The organism is Klebsiella sp. BIGb0132 (assembly GCF_024810075.1).
GTDB lineage: Bacteria > Pseudomonadota > Gammaproteobacteria > Enterobacterales > Enterobacteriaceae > Klebsiella > Klebsiella terrigena.
Genome location: NZ_JANUDW010000001.1, coordinates 1,010,744 through 1,030,560, shown reverse-complemented (window position 1 = coordinate 1,030,560; position 19,817 = coordinate 1,010,744). Strand labels below are relative to the sequence as shown.

The following is a 19,817-nucleotide window of genomic DNA, read 5'->3' as shown; positions in this document are numbered from 1 at the left end:
TGAGGGACGGGCATTGTCGTAGTCTTCTCGGTTAATTTGTTGAGGTGACGGCATCATTCTATGGTCATTTGGTATGTAGGGATAATAGATATGTTCAGGAAGGAAGCAGTAGAACATCAGAATAACTCCTCCCACGGAGAGATTATTATTCCTTCATCTTTAGGTATGTCGTTCAGTGCTGTAACTACCCTCGCACTGCTCCTGTGCATTACTCTGTTTCTTTACTATAGCAGCTATACCCGTAAGGCCCATCTGACCGGTATTGTTATGCCTTCCACCGGGCTTGTAAAAATCACACCACAATATGCTGGCTATATCACCCGGCTGACTGCTTCAGAAGGTCAGCATGTTATTGCTGGTGAACCGCTCTACCATATCAGCGGCGAACATTTTAACGGGCAGGGAAATGGCACACTAGCGGCTATGAGTATCTCCCTGAAAACACAATATGCCATGCTGGCCTCTCAGCAGACGCTGGAGTCACGCGACAACCAGCAGCTACAGGAAGCGGTAAGTCAGCGAATTGCCTCCCTACAGCCACAGGTCAAAAGTGCAGAACAACGCTTGCTGCTGGCGGAACGGCAGGTCGGGCTGACCACCACTGTCATGGGGCGCTATAAAAAACTGGTCGGCACGCACTACGTCTCGGATATTGAATACCAGCAGAAGCAAATCGACGTCTCCACGGCCCAACAAAACGTCGAGGATCAGCGACAGGGACTTCTGCAGTTGCACAGCAGAATAAAAGCCGCTGAAGATGATCTCAATCACCTCATCGTTCAGGGAGAAAGCCGGAGAGCTGAACTTGACAGACAGCTGCAGGGGATCGGGCAACAGCAGGAGGAACTTGCTGGGCAGCAGAACTTCACGCTGACGGCGCCGGTATCTGGTACCGTTGCTGCGGTGTTGGTCAGGCAAGGACAGTCTGTCAGAGCATCTGAGTCGGTTATGACAGTGGTGCCCGATAATGCATGTCTGCAAATTGAGCTCTATGCCACAAGTCAGAACGCGGGTTTTATTCAGCCTGGTCAGCGTGTGGCACTGCGTTTTGCCGCCTTCCCTTATCAGAAGTTTGGTGTTCAGTACGGGACTATCCGTGAAATCAGCCGCACAACGTTGACCCCGTCGGATTTACTCTCCGTATCTCCTGTGACCTGGAAAGAAAATGAAGGACATTACCGGGTTATCGTCGAACCTGAGAATACCTTTATCCTGGCTTATGGTAAAAGAGAACCCCTGCGCCCCGGTATGACCCTGGAGGGGGATGTCAGCCTTGATACTCGTCATTTATGGGAGTGGCTGACAGAACCGCTCTGGAGTTTGAAAGGAAAACTGTAATGGAAACAATAAAATGGACAGGGAGAAAACGGCTTCCTCTCATCCGCCAGACCGAGTCAGCTGAATGCGGCTTGGCGTGTCTGGCAATGATGGCCTGCTGGCATGGCCTGCAGACGGACCTGACCACACTTCGTGAACGCTTCAGTATCAGTACTCAGGGGATGACTCTGCAGAGGCTGATTGAGTGTGCAGCCGGTATCCAGTTGTCCTCCCGTGCCGTCAGGTTAGAGCCAGAAAACCTGAAGTCCCTGTCTCTCCCTTGTATTCTCCACTGGAACATGAATCATTTCGTTGTGCTCCATAAAGTTCGCAGGAGCAGGCTGGTCATTCATGATCCGGACAAGGGAAAGATGACACTCTCTCTGCTGGACGCAGGAAAGTACTTCACTGGCGTTGCGCTTGAGTTGATGCCAGCTAGCGATTTTACGGTCAGGGATGAAAGAAAGAAAATTCGCCTGCGCCAACTGATAGGTACGACATCCGGCTTGCTGGCGGCAATGTCGCGCATCACCATTTTTGCACTCGCACTGGAGATCCTGGCGCTGGGAAGTCCTCTTCTCAATCAGCTGGTGATCGATGAAGTTCTGGTGGCTGCCGATCGGAGCCTGTTGACCGTCATTATCATTGCACTGTTGCTATTGTCACTGACTCAGATGCTGCTGTCGCTGGCCCGTCAGTGGGCCAGTATCACCCTGTCGGTCAATTTTAATATGCAGTGGACGGCCCAAGTATTCCACCATCTGGTCCGTCTCCCTCTGGCCTGGTTTGATGCGCGCAGTAAGGGGAGTATTAATGCCCGTTTTGATGCGGTAGATACCATCCAGCAGGCGCTGACCACGCAGGTTCTGGAAGGTATTCTGGATGTGCTTCTCGTGGTGACCGCGCTCTGCATGATGTTGTTATACAACCCTGAAATGACACTGATAGCGGTATTGGCAGCCGTCGTCTACGGCGTGCTGAGAGCGCTGTGGTATCCATCCCTGAGGCAGTCGGCGGAGGATGCCTGGGATGCCGGAGCCAGGGAGTCAGGACATTTTCTTGAAACCCTCAATGGGATCCTGAGCCTGAGAATTAACGGTGTGACAGCTCAGCGTGAAGTGGCGTGGTTAAATCTCAACGTCGCCCGCAGAAATACACAGTTACGCCAGAGTCGACTGTTGATGTGCTATGACATTGTGCACACCCTGACAGGTAGCGTGGTATCGGCAGTTATTCTGTGGAAAGGTGCCGGTGAAGTGCTGAATGGCACTTTTACCGTCGGTATGCTGGTCGCTTATTTGTCGTACCAGATGCGTTTTTCTTCGAGCATCAGCAGCCTGACTGATAAGTTTTTTACCTGGCGTATGCTCGATGTCTATAATGAGCGTCTGGCAGACATTGTACTCACTCCGGCAGAGGGTTATCAGCAACAACCCGTTCAGGAAGATAGCCACCCTTCAAGCATCCCCGCTGTATTCCTGGATAGTGCAGCTGAAGATACAGCCCTCCCATTATCACTCGCGCATATAATTTTCAGCCATAAAGGTAATAATAAGGCGATACTCCGTGGAGTATCGCTGACGCTGCATCCTGGTGAAGTAATGGCTATTACTGGTAAATCCGGATGCGGTAAGTCGACGCTGGTAAAGCTTATTCTGGGTATCCATATCCCTGATGAAGGGACGATCAGGACATGTGGCATATCACATACTCATCCGGATTATTTCCGGGTACGTAGGCGCATTGGTACCGTACTGCAGGAGGACCACCTTTTCAGGGGATCTATTGTAGATAATATCATTTTTTTCAGTGAAGACCGCAATCATGAACGAATGATCCAGTGCGCCCGCCTGGCGCTCATCGACAGCGATATCATAGCAATGCCGATGGGATATCAAACATTAATTGGTGAAACCGGTGGAGGTCTTTCCGGAGGGCAAAAGCAGCGTATTCTGCTGGCAAGGGCGCTGTACAAGAAACCAGCATTTTTGTTACTGGATGAAGCTACGAGCCATCTTGATGTTGAGAGTGAAATCCAGATAAGTCAGACACTACGCCAGCTGGGGCTACCTGTCCTGATGATTGCTCATCGCCCAGAAACCATTGCCTCTGCAGACCGGGTACTGTATCTGGCAGACGGATATTTTACGGAGTTGAAGCACCAGTGTGAAGTCGATGATGGCGATCTGGTTTGTAGTCTTGCAGATGAATGACAGGTCAAAAACCGGCCTTAACGTACAATGCTTTTCGATATCTAAACTGACCCCAGGTACGCGTTCGCCGCCGGCTATCGGCGCCTGGAGTGGAAGTGCGACTCGATGAATATCGCCTCCCGCCGGGCCGCCGAGCGGCTGGGCTTTACCTGGGAGGGGCGCCTGCGCCAGAAGCTGGTGCGCAAGGCGCGCAGCCGCGACAGCGACATGCTGTCGATTATCGACGGCGAATGGCCGCAGCGTGACGCCGAACTGCGGGCGTGGCTGGCGGCAGACAACTTCGATGCTCATGGGCGGCAGATAAAGCGGCTGGATGAGTTCAGGGAAGCGCTCTCCCCCGCCTGAATAACCGGAGGGGGAGGCGCGTAGCGGGCCGCGTCAAAGGGCTGACGCTGTCGAAGAGGCGGCGCGGCTTACCAGCAGATAAATCCACCGTCAACCACCAGGTCGACGCCGGTGCAGAATGACGCGGCGTCGCTGGCGAGGAACAGCGCCGGGCCCGCCATCTCCTCGACTCTCGCCATCCGCTGAATCGGCGTCTGGCTTTCGAATTCGCGGGTCTGATGGACCATTTCCGGGCGGGTGTTCATCGGCGTGGCGGTATAGCCGGGGCTGATGGAGTTCACGCGGATCCCCTTGCCGACCCACTCCATCGCCAGGCTTTTTGACAGATGGATGACGCCCGCTTTGGCGCTGTTGTAGTGCGCCTGCTCAAGGCCGCGGTTAACGATAATGCCGGACATGGAGGCGATATTAATGATCGAGCCGCCGCCGGATTCCAGCATCAGCTCCGCCTCGGCTTTACAGGAGTTCCACACCCCGGTGAGGTTGATATCAATCACACGCTGCCACTGCTCGGCTTCCATCTCCAGCGCCGGGTTGGCGTTGGCGATGCCGGCGGCGTTCACGGCGATATCCAGGCGGCCGAAGCGGCTTTTCGCCAGCGCGACGGCGGCGCGGAGATCGCCGAGCTGGCGCACGTCCCCGGTGTAGAGGCAGGCCTGGCCGCCGATGGCTTCGATGTTATTCACGGTCTCGGTGAGGCCGCCGTCTTCCCGCAGATCGAAGCACACGACCCGCGCGCCGGCGCTGGCCAGTCCGTAGGCAATGGTCTGGCCGATCCCGCTGCCCGCGCCGGTGACGAAGGCGACGCGACCCTGCAGATTAAACAGCTGTTGAGCAAAATCTTTAGCGATCATAGTAATTACTCTGTTAATGAATATTCCGTGGCCCGGCGCGGTGCGCGCGATCCGGGCTATCCGTTGTAAACCATCGCTTAGCGGCGCTGCCCGACTATCCCCTGCGGGGATCAGGACATAATCAGGCCGCCGTCGATGTTAATCGTTTGTCCGGTGAGGTAGCGCGCGTCGTCGGAGGCGAGAAACGCCACCAGCCCGGCGACATCTTCCGGTTTCCCGGCGCGTTTCATTGGAATACCTTCAACCCACTCCGCCATCAGCTCGCCTTTGGCGTAGCGCTTGCTATCGCTGCTGAGGACCTCCCCCCACACGCGGTCGTTGTAGTCCCACATTTCGCTCTCGATAATCCCGGGGCAGAAGGCGTTAACGGTGATATTCCACGGCGCCAGCTCGTGGGCGAGGCTTTGGGTAATCCCGATCACGCCCATCTTGCTGGCGGCGTAGTGCGGGGTGTAGATAAAGCCCTGGCGGCCCTGGCCCGAAGAGGTATTAATCAGGCTGCCGTGGTTTTGCTTGACCATGTACTTCGCCGCTTCGCGGCAGCATAGCCAGACGCCGGTGGTGTTGACCGCCAGCACCTTCTCAAAATCGGCCTTTGGCATGCGGTCGAAGTAGTCGATAGTGATCACCCCGGCATTTTGAATGGAGACGTCAATGGTGCCAAAGCGCGCGGCGGCCTGCTCATACAGAGACTGAACCTGGGCCTCGTCGGTGACGTCGACCTCGAGGGAGAGAATCTCCGCCTGGTAGCGCTGGCGCAGGGTTTCCGCGGTTTCATGGACGCGAGCGGCGTTAGAGACCATCACCAGCCTGGCGCCATCGCGCGCAAAGCGCTCAGCGATCCCCGCGCCAATACCGCGGCAGGCTCCGGTAATAACAATCGTTTTGTTGTGAAAATTTCTGTTCATATTAGTTTCCCTTTAGCGAGGCCGGGCGGGCGACGCCCGGCGCAATGAGTGTTGTCCGTCGGCGTATTAGCTGGAGGCGGCGCCGCCGGGCAGCGCGGCGGCCTGCTTCTCTTCGTGACGACGCATCAGGATGACTTTGTTCTGCAGCTTTTGCTGGAACTGGTCAACGACGACGGCGGTTACAATCACCACGCCTTTAATGACCATCTGCCAGAAATCGCTGACCCCCATCATGACCATGCCGTCGGCGAGGAACACGATAACGAAGGCACCAATAATCGAGCCGGTGACCCGACCCCGGCCGCCTGCCAGCGCCGTGCCGCCGAGCACGGTGGCGCCGATGGCGTCCATTTCAAACATGTTGCCGGTCATCGGGTGGGCGGTTTGCAGCTGGGAGGCGACGATCAGCCCAACGAACGCGGCGCAGAGGCCGGAGAAGGCGTAGACGAAGATCTTCGCCTTCACGATAGGCACCCCGGCGAGACGGGCGGCGGATTCGTTGCCGCCGATCGCGTAGATGTAGCGACCGAGCGGCGTTTTGGTCGTCAGCCAGTAGCCGAGCACGAGGAAGGCGATCATCAGCCAGATGGGCAGGTAAATCCCGAGCACGGTGCCGGAGCCGAGGATCGAGAAGCCGGTATTCCCCAGGGCCTCAATACCGTTGAGGTTAGGGTAGGTGCTGCCGTCGTTAAACAGCAGCGCGGAGCCGCGGGCGACGTACATCATGCCGAGCGTGCAGATAAAAGGCGCCACGCCAAAGCGGGTGATCACGGCGCCGTTAATAAAGCCGACCAGGATGCCAAAAATGGCCACGCAGAGGATCACTTCTGGCACGTTAAAGAAGATAACGCTGCCGTTCCACAGCGGCAGGCCGTTGGTCAACAGGGCGCCGGCGACCATGCCGCAGATCCCGGCGACGGCCCCGACCGAGAGGTCGATACCACCGGTGAGGATCACCAGCGTCATCCCAATGGCCAGCAGGCCGGTAATCGCCACGTGCTGGGTCATAATCAGCAGGTTCGAGGTGGTCAGGAAATTCGGTACCATCACGCTGAAGAATGCAATTACCAGCAGCAGAGCGATAAACGTTCTGGCCTTCAGCAGGTACATATAAATCATATATTTCTGGTTCATGATGGATTCCAGCCTGATTAATCTTGGGGTGTTGAAGCCGCGATAAGCTTTTCGCGGGTAACCGCATGGCGCGGCAAATCGGCGGTAATACGGCCATCGGCCATCACCAGAATGCGGTCGGCCAGGGCCATAACCTCATCCAGCTCCGAGGAGGAGAACATGACGGCCAGCCCCTGATGCGCCATTTTGCCGATCAGGTGATAGACGTCCGTTTTGGCGCCGACGTCAATCCCGCGGGTGGGTTCATCGAGGAACACCACCTGCGGCTGCGTCATCAGCGCTTTACCCAGCACGACCTTCTGCTGGTTGCCGCCGCTCAGGGAGGTAATGGGCAGCTCGGGGTCGCTGACCTTGATGGCGAGCTGGCGGATCATCTCCTTCACGCTGGCGCTCTCTTTATGCGGATTCAGCCACTTCCACGCCCGGCGAAAGCCCTGCAGGCTAAAGTCAGAGAGCGTCATGTTGGATTGAATGGACATCATCTGCACCACGCCTTCGCCCTGGCGGTCTTCCGGCACCAGCGCCAGCCCCTTTTTTAAACGGGTTTGAAAGTGGGCTTTGCCGATATTCTCGCCGTTGAGATGGACGCTGCCGGTCTGGCAGGTCATCAGGCCGATCAGCCCCTTAAACAGCTCGGTGCGCCCGGCGCCCAGCAGGCCATAGATGCCGATGACTTCGCCTTTATTGAGGGTGAAGGTCACGTCGTTAAGCTTGTAGCCGCCGCTGTGATGCAGCGCGGTCAGGCCCTCGACGGCAAGCACCGCTTCGCCCTGCGGCGCCGGCTGATAGTCGAAGTGCTTTTTCTTATCCCCAACCATCTGCTCAATGATCCAGGGAATGCTGGCGTCGCTGACGGTGCGTTCGCTGATAAAGCGGCCGTCGCGGAAAATAGTGATGTGATCGCCAATCTCCATCAGCTCTTCCAGGCGATGGGAGATATAAATAATGGTGACGCCGCGTCGTTTTAGCTGCTCAATCACGTTAAACAGGACCTTAACTTCCGACTGGCTGAGCGCCGAAGTGGGCTCATCCATAATCAGCACCCGGGTATCCTTTGACAGCGCGCGGGCGATTTCCACCAGCTGCTGATGGCCGATCCCCAGTTCGCCCAGCGGGGTGTAGGGGTCGACATCAAGCTCGAGCCTTTCCAGCAGTGATTTCGCCAGTTCGTACTGATATTTTTCGTTAATTCGGCCTTTCTGGAAAAATTCGTTCGCCATGAAAATATTATCCATGACGTTCATATTGGGGAATAAATTAAGCTCCTGGAAAATAATGCTGATCCCCTGACGTTCGGCCTGGTGAGTTGAGTTTAATGAAACTTCGGCACCGTCGAGAATAATCTGTCCGGAGGAGGGCGTTTCGACACCGGCAAGCATTTTCATCATGGTGGATTTACCCGCACCATTTTCTCCGATCAGAACGTTTACTTTATTTCGATATACCCGATAATTAACGTTATCTAAGGCGATAACCCCCGGATAAACGCGGGACAGCTCGCGCGTTTCGATAATAACTTCAGATTCGACTGGTTGGGGAGCGACGATGGGTTGCGACGGCATCTTATTGTCCTCCGGAGCGTACGATTTTGGCTGGCGTAATATCGGGAACCGTTTGCGGAATATCCCAGGCGGAGAAGACGCCATATACCTGGATCGTTTCGCCGCTTTTTACCTGCGCGGTCTGGATCATTTTCAGCGCCTGTTCATTTATGGCCCGGCCGTATTCACCAAACAGCACCTGGTCATTAAAGTCCTGATAGCTGGTGCCTTTATAGCCATCGCGCAGCTGGGTGCCGCGAAGCGTCGGGCCAATCTGCACCACTACCGGGCCGGCGGCGCTATCTGCAACCGTCATTTTGCCGCTGCGGGAGGTGGCGTCGATCTTGTCGATTTTACCCGCTACCGTGACGTAAAAAATGCACGGGTTCTCCTCCTGAGAGCGGTAGCCCAGAGCCTGACAGGCGCTGTCGAAATCTTTAGCGGCGCGCAGGGCGGCCATCAGTTCGCTGACCGGACGGGCCTGCGCCACAACCTGCGGCACGATGCTGTTCTGCCAGGTTTGATCGATATTTGCCATGTGCGGATTGGGCGGGGATTTAAGATCGGCCAGCTCCTGCTGGGAGACGATACGACAGCCCCCGAGAGCAAGAACGGCCAGTGCCAGCCAGGTTTTTTTGTACATATCACTCTCCTACGCGCCCCCGAAGGGGCGCAACAACCCGAACTCAGGATTTGATGTTGAAGTCCTGAACTTTATCTGCGTTATCTTTGGTTATCAGAATGCCGCGGAACATGACGCGCTGCTTGGCGGGCTTGACGCCTTTTTGCAGGTAGTTATCGAGGTCGGTAACGCCCTGCGCCGCAATCGACTGGGCCTGCAGCATCACGGTTGCCTGCAGCGTGCCGGCCTTGACCGCATCGCGCTCGTCGTTGCTGCCGTCGATGCCGACGACCACGACGTCAGTCCGGTTTGCCGCCTTCAGGGCGGCGATAGCGCCAAGGGCTACCGGTCCGTTGCCGCAGATCACGCCTTTGACGTCAGGATGGGCCTGCAGAATGCTGTCCATAATGCGCTTGCCGTCAATGAGCGTACCTTTGGCATCCTGTTTGGCGACGCTGACCATATCCGGATACTGGTCAATGACCTGGTGGAATGATTTAGAGCGCGTGACGCAGTTATTATCCGCAAGGTTGCAGGTCAGTTCGGCGTATTTGCCTTTTTCCGCCATTTTCTCGACAAAAACGTTAGCCACTTCCGAACCGGCCTGGAAGTTATTATGCGTAATCTGTTCAAGGGCCACGTCGTCGACAGGAATTTCCCGGTTAATTAATACAATCGGAATACCCGCTTTTTTCGCTTTTTCAATCGCCGCGACGCTGGCGGTGGAGTCGGCGTTATCCAGAATAATGCCCTGAACTTTTTTACCGATGGCGGTATCAATCAGTTCGTTCTGTTTTTTTACATCTTCGCCATGAGACAGAATGGTTGTTTTATATCCGAGTTCTTTTGCTTTCTCGCTGGCCCCTTTGGCTTCAGAAGCGTAATACGGGTTATCCAGCGAGTTAACCATGATCATGATGGTGCCTTTTTCTACTGCCTGAGCAGTAAAAGAAAACGCGGTCAGGGTTGCAGCAGTTAAAAGCGTTAAACGTAATTTCATGACAATGTTCTCTCTGTGTTGTTATTGTCGGGTACGGTGAAACAACGTAAGGCCGGAAAGGCGGTTGTATGGGCCGGAATTCTCCTTCTGTTAGTGATTAAGGTTCGTCACCCGCGGATTCCCTGGTGGGCGTCAGGCGGACGTAGCCGGTTTCCATAATGTTCTGTCCACCGCATGGCGCCACTCCTGCCATCTTGCCTGCAGGCGCTGGTGGCGGGCCATGTCGGGGCTAAATTCACCGTGTGCGGTTAAAAAGGCCGCCAAATCGACCGGTTCATCGGGATTGAGCGCCTTGCGGGCAAGCAGGGCTGCGCCAATGGCCGAGAGCTCCGGCACGTCGCTGCGCATCACCGGGCAGCCCAGCAGATCGGCCTGGTACTGCATGAGCCAGTCGTTTTTGGTCGGTCCGCCGTCGACCATCAGCGCTGAGAGGCTGAAATCATCATGCTGGCGCATGGCGACAACCACATCGGCAATCTGGTAGGTGATGGATTCCAGCGCGGCGCGGATCAGGTGCGCGCGCTTAACGCCGCGGCTCAGCCCGCAAATCACGCCGCGGGCGCTATCGTCCCACCACGGCGCGCCAAGCCCGGTCAGCGCCGGCACAAAATAGACCCCCATCGTCGACGAAACCGAAGCGGGCAGGGTGTTCAGCTCGTGAGCCAGCTCGTCGGCGGAGAGCTCGCTCAGGCCGGTGCTGTCGGCCATCCACGCCACGGCATCGCCGGTGTGGGGAATATTCCCTTCCAGCCCGTAGGTGATGCGCTCGCCGTCGTGCCAGGCAATGGTGGTGGCCAGCGCGTCAATGTCGCACTGGGCTGATTTAACCGGCGCCATCACCGACGAACCGGTGCCGTAGGTGGCCTTCACGCACCCGAGTTCCCCCAGCGCGTGGCCAAAAAGCGCGGCGTGGGAGTCGCCGACCATCGCCATGATCGGAATGCCGTCAGGTATCGCCGCGAGCCCGCGGGTGTAGCCAAACAGCCCGCTGGAAGGCTTAATCTCCGCCAGCGCGGCGCGGGGGATCTGGAACAGTGCCAGCATGTCGTCATCCCACTGCCCGCTCTGCAGATTGAGCAGCTGGGTGCGCGCGGCGTTGGAGTAGTCGCAGCAGAAGGCGTCGCCGTGGGTTAAGTTCCACAGCAGCCAGCTATCGATGGTGCCGAGGCAGATCTCGCCGCGTTCGGCGAGAAGGCGACCTTCGGGGATAGACTCCAGCAGCCAGCGCATTTTGGAGGCGGAAAACAGGGGCGCAATCGGCAGTCCGGTGGTGGTTTTAATCTGCTGCTCTTTGCCCGCATGGCGCAGCTCGTCGCAAAACGCGGCGCTGCGGGTGCATTGCCAGGTGATGGCGGCGTTAACCGGCTTTCCGCTGTGGCGATACCAGCCGATGGCGGTTTCCCGCTGGTTGCTGATGGCGAGTGCGGCCACGTTATGCGCGCCAACGTGCTCAACCGCTTTGGCAATCACCGCGAGGGAGGCCTCGATCAGCGTCTCGCCGGATTGCTCTACCCAGCCATCGCGCGGGGTTTGAATCGCCAGGGGCTGTGAAAACTTGACAATAACGTTGCCGCGGCCGTCGAGCACGACCGCTTTGGCGTTGGTCGTCCCCTCGTCGAGCGCAATAATGAACTCTTGCTGTGTTGCCGGCATTAGATAGTCTCCTGAGTCACACTGCGTCCTGGCGCTGAGGGGCGAACATTCCTCGCTATCGCGTTGCGACTGAGCAGGCCATGATGTGACATTTCGTTATCACTTTTGCAATCACTGAATATATATTCGATAGTGATTATTTATTTAATACCTTAGCCAGAAACTTTCCCCGGGGCTAGAGGGAAAGTTATCAATTGTGCTGGCAATCACACTTATCTGAATGGATAAATGCCTGGAGGGCAGAGGAGGCAAGCGCGGCGATATTCGATCAGCATCTTGAAATATAACTGTTTATTTCGCACGCCTCGGCATCTGAAGGGGGGGCGCAAAGGCATGCAAAAAAGATATCTGCTGCAAAATTAGCCGGTAACCAGCAGCCTCGCGGTCGGGTAATCGGTGATTAAAACGTCGATATAGCCGCCGGAGAGGGCGCCTTTGATCGCCGCAACCTTATCGCTACCGCCGGCCAGCGCCACGACGTTGGGGCATTTTTTTACTTTTTCCAGCGCCATGCCGATAACAGGATCTTCATCATCGCTTAACACGGCCCGGCCCTTTTTGTCGTAGTAGTGCAGGCAGATATCCCCCACCGCGCCGCGCTCGGCCAGCACCTGCAGCATATCTTCGTGGTAGTAGTTACCGGACGTTTTCAGCAGCTGTGAGGGTTCGAGAATACCGATCCCGACGATGGCAATATCAACCTCGTCGAAGCGTGAAACCACGTCGGCGACGTCCTGGCTGGCGATGAGGCGGTTTTTCTCCGCCATCGAGCCCTCAATGCTCTGCGAAGGAAGCAGCCAGGCCTGACAGTTAAGATGCTGGGCGAGAGTCTGGGTCAGGATAGTGGCCTGGACGTTGCCGTTCGGTCCGACGCCGCCGAGCAGCTGGATGACTCCGCTGGCCTTTAAGTTCTGCGCGTGGACCTCATCGACCATCGCCCTGATGGTCGAACTCCATGAGGAGACGCCGATCAGATCTTTCGGCCGCAGGCGGGTTTCCAGATAGTGGGCGGCAGCGGATCCAATCGCGCGCTTGAGGGTGTGATCGCTGGCATCCTCTTCGGTATCGACGACGATAGCCTGCTTAATTCCGTAGCGATCTTCGATGCCTTTTTCGAGGTTAAGAAAAATATTCGAGGGCTGAACGACGCTAATTTTTACCACCCCTTCTTTCTGGCAGCGAGTGATGGCGCGGGAGACAAATGACTGGGAGAGCGAAAGAAGTTGTGCAATGTCGGACTGCTTTCGTCCTTCAAGATAGTAAAGCGTGGCAATCTTAACTAACAGCCTTTGTTCATCCTGCTTAGCCATATATATCCCCGAAAATCATTAACGTATATCCATTATGTTATACCCGTCATGCCAAAACCGCATGTCTGTTGGCGCTGCGCGTTAACCGCGCCGGCCCTCTGCCTGAGCAGACTGCAGGGCGAATAATTCAGGGTATAGAGGCTTTTATCATACGTGAAAAAGAAAGAGAACTAAGTGTGATGAAACTCTAACTTTTATCAATCCTCAAAATCAGCTGTGGACAAAAACAAAACAGTCACGGCATAATTGAATAAAGAATCATTATTGAATATATATTCATGGTGATATCAAGTCAACTGAAAACTTATCCAGGCACAGACAGGCCTGATAGTTAAGGAGGCAGAATGTTCCTGAGTATGATGCAGCGGCGGAAGCCTGATGATGCGCTGCCTGGGGATGTCTGGTTTTTTTAGTCCCTGACGGAATAAATATTCCAAGTTGAAATTAAATTCAGAGGTATTAAATGAATCCCTATAGCTACGATGTCCAGGCACTTGAGCGTCAAGCTCGCGCGGTGCGCCGCCACATTATCAGATTGAATGCCAACAGCCCGGCCGGGGGGCATACCGGTGCCGACCTGTCGCAGGTGGAGCTCCTGACCGCGCTCTATTTCCGCGAGCTGAACGTCTCCCCGGAGCAGATTGCCGACCCCGAGCGGGATATTTACATCCAGTCTAAAGGCCACGCGGTAGGGTGCTACTACTGCGTGCTGGCGGAAGCCGGCTTTTTCCCGGTCGAATGGCTGGCGACCTATCAGCACGCGAACTCGCATCTTCCCGGCCACCCGGTTCGCCAAAAAACCCCCGGCATCGAGCTGAATACCGGCGCGCTGGGCCACGGTTTGCCGGTTGCGGTGGGGCTGGCGCTGGCGGCGAAAAAGAGCAACAGCCGCCGCCGCATCTTTTTAATTACCGGCGATGGCGAGCTGGCCGAAGGCAGCAACTGGGAGGCGGCGCTGGCTGCGGCGCACTACGAGCTTGATAACCTGATTATTATCAACGATAAAAACAACCTGCAGCTCGCCGGGCCGACCCGCGAGATTATGAATACCGACCCGCTTGCTGAAAAGTGGAAAGCGTTTGGCATGACCGTGACCGAGTGTCAGGGAAACGATATGGCCTCAGTGGTAGCCGCTCTGGAAGGGCTGCAGCAGGCGGGTAAACCTAACGTCATTATTGCCAACACCACCAAAGGCGCCGGTATTTCCTTTATCCAGGGACGTCCGGAATGGCACCACCGGGTACCGAAAGGCGAAGAGATTGAACTGGCACTGGAGGAACTGAAAGATGAGTAATGCAGAACACCTGGCGAGCGTAATGGTGCAGGCGTTTATTGACGCGGTAGAAAGCGGCGTCGATCTGGTGCCGGTCGTTGCTGATTCCACCTCGACGGCGAAAATTGCGCCCTTTATTAAACAATTCCCCGGCCGTCTGGTTAACGTCGGGATTGCCGAGCAAAGCATGGTCGGCATGGCGGCCGGGCTGGCGCTGGGCGGGAAAGTTGCGGTGACCTGTAACGCCGCGCCCTTCCTGATTTCGCGCGCCAATGAGCAGATCAAAGTTGACGTCTGCTACAACAACACCAACGTTAAGCTGTTTGGCCTCAACGCCGGGGCCAGCTACGGCCCGCTGGCGAGCACCCATCACTCGATTGACGACCTTGCCGTGATGCGCGGGTTCGGCAACATCCAGATCTTTGCCCCCTCTACGCCGCGCGAGTGCCGACAGATAATCGACTACGCCATCCAGTATCAGGGGCCGGTCTATATCCGCCTGGACGGCAAGGCGCTGCCGGAGCTGCACAATGAGAACTACCGCTTTGTGCCTGGGGCGGTGATTACCCTGCGCGAAGGCCGGGATATTGCGCTGGTTGCGACGGGTTCGACGGTACATGAAATCGTTGACGCTGCGGAGCTGCTGGCCGAGCAGGGCATTGAGGCGAAGGTGGTGAGCGTTCCGTCAATCCGCCCTTGCGACACTCAGGCGCTGCTGGCGGCGCTGCAGGGCTGCCGCGCGGTTATCACGGTTGAAGAGCACAACGTCAATGGCGGACTTGGCAGCCTGGTTGCCGAAGTGCTGGCCGAAGGCGGCGCCGGCATCCCCCTGAAGCGTCTGGGGATCCCTGACGGCGAGTACGCGGCGGCGGCGGACCGCGGCTGGCTTCGTCAGCACCACGGTTTCGATGCGCCGGCGATCGCGGCGCTGGCCCGGACGCTGGGCTAACCGTAGCGTTAAAAACCCGTGCGGGTGGCGCTATTTGCGCTTCCCGCAGAGGGTGATGACCCGCCCGTCGCTTTGCAGCCAGTGAACCTCAACGCTCTCATCATCAATTTGCATCCGCAGCATTCCCTCCTTTATAGACGTTATCCGCATGCGCAGAAAATCCATCCCGGTCTGACGGGGAAGGGGGAGCGCCTTAAATCCGCTCTCTTTCGCCGAGAACGCCAGCGTCAGCGCCAGCGCAAAGGGCAGGCCGCTGGCTGCCAGAGGCGCTTTTTCCGCGGCGTTGATAATGCTGCTTTCGAGCTCCGCCGCCAGCGCCGGGGTCAAGCGCCGCTCAATATCAATCCCTATCGGGTAAGAGGAGACCACCGCCAGGGCGCTATTTTCACAGTGGCTGATGCTGCCGAACCACGGCGCGGGCCACAGCGGCTGGCGCTGCTCGCCGGGCGGCGGCGGCATTTTTTCGCCAACTTCGCGCAGGGCGTGCACGGCGGCGATGCGTCCGGCAAGGTGTTCGGTCTGGCGCTTGCGGCCGCCTGCGGCGAGCAGGGCGTGATGGGGCAGCCACAGCAGATCCGCGGGCTGGAAGCTGGCAGGGTCGAAATCAATCCGCTGAAGCAGATGGCCGGCAAGGAGAAGCGTGCTGCGACGTGTGTGCATGAAAGGATGTTAACCGATTTGCCCGCCGCCCTCTATGGTCAGAGGGCGGCGGGATTCAGGCGAGCAATCAGAAGTGAGTGTTGATGCCCATATACCAGGTACGGCCCGATTCGTTATAGGTTTCGGCACCCGCGCCGTACATATAACCCGTGGCACCGCCGGTAGTTTGGGCGTTACCCGCGCGCCAGTGGCGCTTATCGAAGACGTTATCCACGCCGCCGGTCAGGCTGACGTATTTGGTTACGTCCCAGGTCGCGCTCAGGCCGAGGATGCTGTATGGGCTAACCTCGTTCTTCTCGCTGCCGGTAACCGGCTGTCCTTTATAGTTATATTTTTTCGGCTCCTGCTTGCCGTACCAGGTAAAGGTCGACTGCACGGAAACATCATCGTATACCTGCCAGCTGAGGGTCGAGTTGAGCGTATATTCCGGGATAATCGACAGACGATCGCCGGTCTCTTTGTTCTTACTCTGCAGCATGTAAGTGATGTTATTGGTCCAGTTAACGGTCTCGCTAACCGGCACGTTTAACGTCCCTTCCAGGCCCTCAACCACCGCTTTCGGCACGTTCTCCCATTTGTACAGGTCTGTACCTGCCGCGTTTTGGTAGACCGGAGAATAGCCCGCTTCGATTTTGTTGCGGTAGTCGTTACGGAACCAGGTCGCGCCAGCCAGCCAGCCGTCATGCTTGAACTCAAGCCCAATCTCTTTGTTGATGCTGGTTTCCGCCTTCAGATCTTCGTTACCCTGCAGGTAGCATCCGGCATTGCTGGCGTAGCAGCCCTGACCCCTACTGTACAGAATGTAGTTCGGGTTGGTCTGGTACAGGCTCGGCGCTTTATAGGCGCGGGCAATACCCATCTTCAGGGTAAAGTCGTCGCCCAGGCCCTGGGACAGGTTCAGCGACGGGCTCCAGTTATTGCCGACGATGCTGTGGTGATCGAAACGCAGCGCCGGCGTCAGCATGGTAGAGTCGGTCACTTCCATGTTGTTCTCGGCGAACAGCGAGAAGATTTCCGCTTTTGAATACGGGCTGCGGCCGGTGCTGTCGTAGCCTGGAATCGTTCCGCCCATTAAGGTCTGGGTATTGGAGGCGTTATCCTTCATCCGCTGCTGGTTCCATTCGCTCCCCAGGGTCAGGTTCTGATTGACCCACAGGTCGAACGGAATGCTGATTTCGCTGTGCAGCATTACGTCGGAAAGGTTGGTATCGGAGAACTGGTTGCTGTTGAAGATCCCTTCCGTGCCCCCGGCCAGGCCTTCGCCCTTACGCGAGTTGCGGGTGTGCTCGTACTGCGCCCAGTTGCTGGTGGTGATACCGTTATCCCAGCCGCCGTTCCAGGTGACGGAGTAGGTGTTACGGTAGAGGCGGTTGGTCTCTTTACCGTAGTTCTCTTTCACCAGGTCGTTGGTGTTGGTGTTCTGCGTGTCGCCCGCGTAGAGGTTGCCCTGGCGGCTGTAGCCCGACTCAAACTCCAGCGACTGCATCGGCGCGAAGTCCCAGCGCACGACGCCGTTGATGTTTTTGTTTTCGACCCCTTCACGCCCGGCCGGCAGGGTATCGGCGTAGATGCCGGTACGTTCGGACTGATGCCCCTGGTTAATATCCCAGGCATCGGCCTGCGTTTTGTCGAGGTTGCCGTAAAGGCGGAAGCTGAAATCGCCGCCCAGCGGACCGTTGAGGCTAAAGTCGGTGCGCTTGGTGGAGCCCTCATCTTTATGTTCCGGGGCGTTCATATAGGCATTCCATGAACCGTGCCACTCGTTGCTGCCTTTTTTGGTGATGATATTGACCACGCCGCCCGCCGCGCCGTTGCCGTAACGCGCCGCCGCCGGGCCGCGAATGACCTCAATGCGTTCGATCATTTCCGGCGGCACCCAGCTGGTATCGCCGCGGGTGTCGCGCTCGCCGCGCCAGCCGAGACGAATGGAGTTACGGCTGGTGACCGGCTTACCGTCAATCAGAATCAGGGTATTTTCCGGGCCCATGCCGCGAATATCAATCTGGCGGTTGTTGCCGCGCTGGCCGCTGGTGGAGTTGCCGGTCAGGTTAACGCCCGGCATGGTGCGGATGATTTCTGAGACATCGCGGGCCGGCGGACGTTTACGAATTTCATCGGCGGTGATGGTGGAGACGCCGGGCGCCTGCAGGTTCTGCTCCGCTGCGGTAACCACCATGGTTTCTTCGGCGGCCGTTTGTTTGCTGTCTGTGGTCTCTTCCGCACACAGCGGGAAGGCAACACCATAAATTCCCAGATTGACCAGCAAGGCCAGGGATTTGATCTTGTTATTCATTTTAATATCATCCTGCTGTCTGTTGCCGCTTTCCCCAAAGGCCTCTTCCCACCGGGAGAGGCGACGGCATACACAAATGTTGCCAGTAGAGGACAAATGCCTGCCATCTCTGACATGTTTTTAGAAGTTACTCATTCCTACGCGCGGTAATACGCTATTGCAAATGCAAATAGTTATCAATAATATTATCAACAAAATATTACGTTTATTGATAAATATCACGATAAACATAGGGTTATTTAATGTTAAAAACAGGAAGCGATGACTGGTGGCAGAGCCTGAGCGGCCCGCAGTCGGAGGCGGCTGGCGATGCGTACCGGGTGACGTTCTGGTGGCGGGACCCGGCGGGCAGCGAGGCCACCTCGGCGACGCGGCGGGTGTGGATCTATATCACCGGCGTCACCGACCACCACAAAAATGCCGTCCCGCAAACCCTACGGCGCGTCCCGGGCACCGATGCCTGGCAATGGCAGACCACGCTCTCGCCGACCTGGCGCGGCAGCTACTGTTTTATCCCCTCCGAACGCGATGACGATTTTTCTCCCGAGATTTTTAACGGCGACGCGCCGGACCGCACCCTGCTGCGCGAGGGCTGGCGACGCCTGCTGCCGCGCGCGGTAGCCGACCCGCTCAATGTGCAAAGCTGGAAAGGCGGGCGCGGCCATGCGGTCTCCGCGCTGGAGCTTGCGCAGGCGCCGGAGCAACCCGGCTGGGCGCTGCGCGATGAAAACTATGCCCCACCGGTCTGCATCCAGTGGCGCAGCGCGCGGCTTGGCAACAGCCGTCGGGTGTGGGTTTATGCCACCGGCGACGGCGCGGCAAAAGAGCGCCCGCTGGCGGTGCTGCTGGATGGCCAGTTCTGGGCCGAGAGCATGCCGGTATGGTCGCCGCTGGCCGGACTGACCCGCGAGGGCCGGCTGCCGGCGGCGGTGTATCTGCTGATCGACGTTATCGATAACGCGCACCGCAGCCGCGAGCTGCCGTGCAACCGCGATTTTTGGCTGGCGGTACAGGAGGAGCTCCTGCCGCAGGTGCGCCAAATCGCGGAATTTAGCGACCGGGCCGAGCGTACCGTCGTGGCCGGGCAGAGCTTTGGCGGCCTGGCGGCAATGTTCGCCGCCCTGAACTGGCCGCAGCGTTTTGGCTGCGTGCTCAGCCAGTCCGGATCCTACTGGTGGCCGCATCGCGGCGGCGCGCAGGATGGCGCGCTGATTGAAGGCCTGAAATCGGGGGAGCTGCGCGCCGACGGGCTGCGAATCTGGCTTGAAGCCGGCGAGCGGGAACCCCTTATTTTCCGCGCCAATCAGGCGCTTTTAGCCCAGCTGCCGCCGCCAAAACGGTCGGTTTTCTGGCGCCAGGTTGACGGCGGGCACGATGCGCTGTGCTGGCGCGGCGGGCTGACGGCGGGACTCATTCAGCTATGGCAATCCGCGGAGTCCGTCCCATCGGGACGCCCGGCAGAACCGAATCATTGATCGTGCGCGAGGGCTGCGGATGCGGCCAGCAGGATAGCGAGTATTAACAGGAGTTTGAAATGCAATTCAGTAACCCCTTCGATAATCCGCAAGGGCAGTTTTACATTCTGCGTAACGAGCTGCAGCAGTACAGCCTGTGGCCCCATCACTGCGCGCTGCCGGAGGGCTGGACGGTAGAGTGTTCGCCGCAGTCGCTGGAAGCGTGCAATGCCTGGCTGGCGGCGAACTGGTCAACCCTCACCCCCGCGCACTACGCGTCCTAAGGAGCCG

16 protein-coding genes and 1 pseudogene are annotated in these 19,817 nt (G+C 57.4%); 7 read left to right on the top strand and 10 right to left on the bottom strand.

Annotation, left to right across the window (positions count from 1 at the left end; translation table 11 throughout):
- The first annotated feature begins 84 nt into the window (after positions 1–84).
- From M2416_RS04760 to M2416_RS04750, 3 genes and pseudogenes are all read left to right on the top strand, one after another.
- On the top strand, positions 85–1,338 hold the full coding sequence (locus M2416_RS04760) for an HlyD family secretion protein (protein WP_259222871.1): 1,254 nt from the start codon (positions 85–87) through the stop codon (positions 1,336–1,338).
- Positions 1,338–3,530, top strand: coding sequence for a peptidase domain-containing ABC transporter (locus M2416_RS04755; protein WP_259222405.1), 2,193 nt, complete (start codon positions 1,338–1,340; stop codon positions 3,528–3,530). The genes M2416_RS04760 and M2416_RS04755 overlap by 1 nt, the downstream gene beginning before the upstream one ends.
- 63 nt (positions 3,531–3,593) lie before the next feature.
- Positions 3,594–3,875 (top strand): annotated as a pseudogene (locus M2416_RS04750) (GNAT family N-acetyltransferase); the annotation flags it as partial.
- 68 nt (positions 3,876–3,943) lie between these two features.
- On the opposite strand, the gene M2416_RS04745 reads toward M2416_RS04750, so the two are convergent.
- From M2416_RS04745 to M2416_RS04710, 8 genes are all read right to left on the bottom strand, one after another.
- Entirely contained in the window at positions 3,944–4,729 is a 786-nt protein-coding gene (locus M2416_RS04745; RefSeq protein WP_076944877.1) for an SDR family oxidoreductase, read from the bottom strand.
- Between the two features lie 110 nt (positions 4,730–4,839).
- A complete protein-coding gene (locus M2416_RS04740; protein WP_041144511.1) occupies positions 4,840–5,637 on the bottom strand; it encodes an SDR family oxidoreductase in 798 nt (265 codons plus the stop codon).
- Between the two features lie 66 nt (positions 5,638–5,703).
- Positions 5,704–6,771 (bottom strand): ABC transporter permease, encoded by a 1,068-nt coding sequence (locus M2416_RS04735; RefSeq protein WP_076944878.1) that lies wholly within the window; start codon positions 6,769–6,771, stop codon positions 5,704–5,706.
- A gap of 17 nt (positions 6,772–6,788) precedes the next feature.
- A complete protein-coding gene (locus tag M2416_RS04730; protein ID WP_076944879.1) occupies positions 6,789–8,333 on the bottom strand; it encodes a sugar ABC transporter ATP-binding protein in 1,545 nt (514 codons plus the stop codon).
- Position 8,334: 1 nt separating this feature from the next.
- Positions 8,335–8,955, bottom strand: a complete 621-nt coding sequence (locus tag M2416_RS04725) for a DUF2291 family protein (protein WP_076944880.1) — start codon at positions 8,953–8,955, stop codon at positions 8,335–8,337.
- A gap of 43 nt (positions 8,956–8,998) precedes the next feature.
- On the bottom strand, positions 8,999–9,934 hold the full coding sequence (locus M2416_RS04720) for a D-ribose ABC transporter substrate-binding protein (RefSeq protein ID WP_045854405.1): 936 nt from the start codon (positions 9,932–9,934) through the stop codon (positions 8,999–9,001).
- A gap of 132 nt (positions 9,935–10,066) precedes the next feature.
- Positions 10,067–11,587: an FGGY family carbohydrate kinase gene (locus tag M2416_RS04715; protein ID WP_076944881.1), complete on the bottom strand. Its 1,521-nt coding sequence runs from the start codon at positions 11,585–11,587 to the stop codon at positions 10,067–10,069.
- 359 nt (positions 11,588–11,946) lie between these two features.
- Positions 11,947–12,897: a sugar-binding transcriptional regulator gene (locus tag M2416_RS04710; protein ID WP_076944882.1), complete on the bottom strand. Its 951-nt coding sequence runs from the start codon at positions 12,895–12,897 to the stop codon at positions 11,947–11,949.
- Between the two features lie 463 nt (positions 12,898–13,360).
- Here M2416_RS04710 and M2416_RS04705 point away from each other — a divergent pair, with 463 nt between their 5' ends.
- Together M2416_RS04705 and M2416_RS04700 are read left to right on the top strand one after the other, a co-directional pair.
- Positions 13,361–14,191 carry a transketolase gene (locus tag M2416_RS04705; protein ID WP_045854408.1) on the top strand — a complete coding sequence of 277 codons (831 nt, stop codon included), beginning with the start codon at positions 13,361–13,363 and terminating at the stop codon, positions 14,189–14,191.
- Positions 14,184–15,119: a transketolase family protein gene (locus M2416_RS04700; RefSeq protein WP_259222394.1), complete on the top strand. Its 936-nt coding sequence runs from the start codon at positions 14,184–14,186 to the stop codon at positions 15,117–15,119. The genes M2416_RS04705 and M2416_RS04700 overlap by 8 nt, the downstream gene beginning before the upstream one ends.
- Positions 15,120–15,149: 30 nt before the next feature.
- Here the strand turns inward: M2416_RS04700 and entD are convergent, their stop codons facing one another.
- Entirely contained in the window at positions 15,150–15,779 is a 630-nt protein-coding gene (entD, locus tag M2416_RS04695; RefSeq protein WP_259222392.1) for an enterobactin synthase subunit EntD, read from the bottom strand.
- Between the two features lie 67 nt (positions 15,780–15,846).
- The gene (gene fepA / locus M2416_RS04690) at positions 15,847–18,072 is read right to left on the bottom strand and encodes a siderophore enterobactin receptor FepA (protein ID WP_259222391.1); all 2,226 of its coding nucleotides are present in this window, start codon (positions 18,070–18,072) and stop codon (positions 15,847–15,849) included.
- Between the two features lie 242 nt (positions 18,073–18,314).
- Here fepA and fes point away from each other — a divergent pair, with 242 nt between their 5' ends.
- Both fes and M2416_RS04680 read left to right on the top strand, forming a co-directional pair.
- Positions 18,315–19,547, top strand: a complete 1,233-nt coding sequence (gene fes, locus M2416_RS04685; RefSeq protein WP_259222390.1) for an enterochelin esterase — start codon at positions 18,315–18,317, stop codon at positions 19,545–19,547.
- Between the two features lie 59 nt (positions 19,548–19,606).
- Positions 19,607–19,810: an MbtH family protein gene (locus tag M2416_RS04680; protein ID WP_045854413.1), complete on the top strand. Its 204-nt coding sequence runs from the start codon at positions 19,607–19,609 to the stop codon at positions 19,808–19,810.
- Positions 19,811–19,817 lie beyond the last annotated feature (7 nt).